This window comes from Streptomyces sp. NPDC033229 (assembly GCF_055576875.1).
In genome coordinates, this window is record NZ_JBVIQR010000141.1 from 1 (window position 1) to 3,904 (window position 3,904).

2 protein-coding genes and 1 pseudogene are annotated in these 3,904 nt (G+C 64.8%); 2 read left to right on the forward strand and 1 reads right to left on the reverse strand.

Annotation, left to right across the window (positions count from 1 at the left end; all coding sequences use genetic code 11):
- Positions 1–330 precede the first annotated feature (330 nt).
- A complete protein-coding gene (locus tag ACZ53N_RS36640) occupies positions 331–480 on the reverse strand; it encodes a hypothetical protein (RefSeq protein ID WP_469145037.1) in 150 nt (49 codons plus the stop codon).
- Between the two features lie 470 nt (positions 481–950).
- On the opposite strand from ACZ53N_RS36640, the gene ACZ53N_RS36645 reads away from it, so the two are divergent.
- Positions 951–2,660 (forward strand): bifunctional metallophosphatase/5'-nucleotidase, encoded by a 1,710-nt coding sequence (locus ACZ53N_RS36645; protein WP_469145038.1) that lies wholly within the window; start codon positions 951–953, stop codon positions 2,658–2,660.
- A 112-nt stretch (positions 2,661–2,772) separates the two neighbouring features.
- A pseudogene (locus ACZ53N_RS36650) lies at positions 2,773–3,756 on the forward strand (transposase).
- Positions 3,757–3,904: the final 148 nt, after the last annotated feature.

Sequence of the window (3,904 nt, forward strand, 5' to 3'; positions counted from 1 at the left end):
CAAGGTGAAACTCCTGTGGAACCGCCGCCCGATCAGGGCCCTGATCCCCGACAGGGCCCAGGCCTGGTCCGGCCAGCCATGCGCGACCGCCCCCCCTTGCCGAGCTCCTGCTCCAGGACCGTGAACAGCTCGTCGCTCAGCTTGGCCAAGGAAGCGGTGCGTTCGCCTACCCACTGCCCATGGACATCATTTGCGCACTCATGGGCGCCCGCCAGCCCGAACTTGGCGTGCTGTTCGAACGCTTCCTCTCCACACAATCACCACCCGACCAAGTTCGCGCCAACCAACGTGAGCTGACCGCCCATACGCACTCTGCTCACCGAGCACCAGCTACACCAAGCCGACGACCTCACCGGCGCGCTCCTCGACGCCCACCACAGTGGGCAGTTCAGCGAGGAGGAAACCGTCCACATCCTCCAGCCGCTGGTGGGCTCGGGATTCGTCACCACCGTCGCCCTGATCGTCAACGCTGTCGTACACCTGCCCGACCATCCCGACCAGCTTGCCCTGGTCCGCTGGACCAGCTGGCTGGGACGCCGTCGTCGAGGAGACGCTGCGCTACGCGGCACCGAACTCCAGCTTCCTCATCCGCTTCGCCGCCGCCGACAGATTCGGTGACTCCCGCGGCTCTGGCACCGATAGTGATCCAGAGCCACTTTTCAACGAGCCCAGCAGCGCTTCGAGCCGAACGGCTTCCGGTGTGTCGGGACGGGAACCGGGATGAATGTAGGGAGGATGAGTACGCGTACTCGCGCGCGGCGCACCTCTTGTGTGCCCCCGTGGCAGTGATGACGAGTATGGCTGTAACAGCCACGGTGCCTTGCCGGTCCGTGGTGGAGAGGTTTCTTATTGTGAGAGGTTCTGCGTTTCGGGTGGCTGCCGTCCTGCTACTGGTCGGGGTGGCCGCTGTCGGACCTGCACCGGCCGCTGGGGGTGCAGGTCCGGTACGGGTGCAGCTGCTGAGCATCACCGATTTCCATGGTTATCTCCGGCCGCCCGGCCCGAGTGAGGGCGGGGTGGTCTCAGGGCCGGGCGGCAGTGCGGTGACGGTCGGGGGAGCCGCCTACCTGGCGGCTCACATCGCAAGGCTCCGGGCAGGTCATGCCAACTCGGTGCTGTTCGCCGCAGGTGACAGCTTCTCCGGCTGGCCGTTCGAGGTCGCAGCGCATGCCGATGAACCGACCATCGAGATCCTCAACGCACTCGGGCTGCGGTTCTCGACCGTCGGCAACCATGAGCTTGACGTATCACCCTCATTCCTTGTAGATCACATGGAACGCGGAATCTGCCAGGGAGCCATCGGAGAGGACGACTGTTTTACGGACTCCACCGGCAGACGCTTTCACGGCGCCGACTTCGAGTTCCTGTCGGGCAACATCGTCTCGGCGGCAACCGGTTCTCCCGTGACGGCCCCATATCGGGTGGAGTGGTTCACCGGCGGGGACGGTGCACGTATCCCCGTCGGGTTCATCGGAATGACCGTGCCCGGCACGCCGACCGGGTCCACGTCCTTTCAGCCGCGGCTGCGCGGACTGGACGTCGTGGATACGACCAACTCCTACGCCGCCGCCCTAAGAGCACGAGGCGTGCGAGCCCTGGTTCTCGTCCTTCACGAAGGTGCTCGTCCCCGCAGCGCGGCAGCCGAATACGACGGCTGCGGAGACGTGGCGGGTCCGGCTATGGACATCGCCCGGCGGGTTTCCCCGGATATCGATGCTGTGCTCACCGGGCACTGGCATGCCGGTTTCAACTGCACCGTCACTGACCCGGCGGGCATCCCCCGTCCGGTCGTGGAAGCCGGCCACCACGGGGGCCTGGTTAACGAGATAAACCTGCTGCTAGAGCCAGCCACCGGCGAGGTCCTGCGCGAGCGCACCGTCTCCGTCAACCACCCGGTCACCCACGACGTACCGCCCGACCCCCGCGCGCAACACATCGTGGACTATTGGACCGCCCAGGGTGCTCGTCGCTACGCGCAGCCCCTGGGCACCCAGGCCGGCAGCTTCCTGCGTGCACCGAACGCCGCAGGGGAAAGCACAGCAGCCGACCTCTACGCCGATATCCAGTACTGGGAAGCCAACCGGACCCGTGCCGGCCGTGCCGACCTCGCCCTTCTCGCCGTGGATCCGCCCACCTCCCCCACCGCGGTACGCGCGGACCTTCCGTACGCCAAGGGCACCCACCCCGCTGACGCCGACGGCCAGATCCTGCTCGGCGAAGCCCGGAACGCCTACGGCTACCAAAACCCCATCCTGACCGTCACCCTCACCGGCGCCCAACTCGAAGCCGTATTGGAGCAGCAATGGCGCACCACCACCGCCACCACCACACGGCTCGCCGTTTCCCACAACGTCCGCTACGCCTACGACCCCACCCGGCTCGTGGGAGACCGCATCTCCCCCGCCGAAATCGTCATCAACGGTCAGCGACTGAACCTCACTCGCTCCTACCGCGTCGCAGCACTCGCCTATACAGTCCTGGGCGCCGACGGCTTCTCCGCCTTCACTAGTTACACCAACCCTGTCCGTAACCACACCGACCACACCGCATTCACCGCCTACCTCCAAACCCATCCACACATCACTCCCGCTCCCCTCAACCGCACCTTCATCAAAACACAGCCTTTCCCTTCCGCGTTGAGCCATCGTTCCTATCGCTGATGTACAGGTTCAACGCTCCCTCCGCGATACCGGCAGGAGGCGCAAGGAGGGACTGTAAGAAAAAACGGTGTAACTCCGATCATGGAAGGGTGCACCTGTGACCAGCGAGAACATAGCCGAGGCGTCCGGTTCGGGGCCTGTGTCGGCAGGCCTGGATAACCGTTTCATCGAGGAGCTCGTGGCCCGGGCTCAGTCGGAAGGTCTGCAGCTGACCGGTGAGGGTGGCCTGCTCCAGCAGCTGACGAAGCGGCTGCTGGAGTCCGCCCTCGAGGGCGAGATGACCGATCATCTCGGCTATGACCGTCACGATCCGGCCGGGAAGAACGGTGGGAACTCCCGCAACGGCAAGCGCTCGAAGACGGTCGTCACCGACGTCGGCCCGGTTCGGATCGACGTGCCGCGTGACCGTGAGGGCGGGTTCGAGCCGCGGATCGTCAAGAAGCGTCAGCGGCGGCTGACCGGTGTCGACGAGATGGTTCTTTCCCTGTCCGCGAAGGGCCTCACTCACGGGGAGATCTCCTCTCACCTGGCCGAGGTCTATGGAGCCGATGTGTCGAAGCAGACGATCTCAACGATCACCGACTCGGTCATGGAAGACATGGCCGAATAGCAGGCCCGACCTCTCGACCGTGTCTATCCGGTCATGTTCATCGACTGCGTCAACGTTCCGTTATGCCGGCCGACAGGACTGGGACAAGATCGCGAAAGCGTTGAAGCCGGTCTACACGGCGCCGACCGAGGACGCGGCCACCAGCCAGTTCCTCGAATTCAGCGAGGAATGTGGACGGAAGTACCCGGCGATTGTGCGGTTGCGAGAGAACGCGTGGGCGGAGTTTTTCCCCTTCCTGCAGTTCGACGCGGAGATCCGCCGGATCGTCTGCACCACGAACGCGATCGAGTCGGTGAACGCGAGGATCCGCCGGGCCGTGAGGGCACCGGGACACTTCCCTTCCGAGAACGCGGCCTTGAAGTGTGTCTACTCATGTCCCTCGATCGGACCGGCACGGGCAGGAAACGCTGGACCACCCGCTGGAAGCGGGCCCTGCAGGCCTTCGACATCGCCTTCGACGGCCGCCTCACCAACAACCGAATCTGACAGCAACCAAACCGGTTACACCGTTTACTGGACAGACCCGCTTGCGTGTTCGAGGTGTCGCTGTGTGGTGTGGGTGTGCGGGGGATTTGGTTGTGGGTTGGCGGGTGCATGTGTCAGTGTGACCTGACCCTCTTTTGCTAGGAGTCTT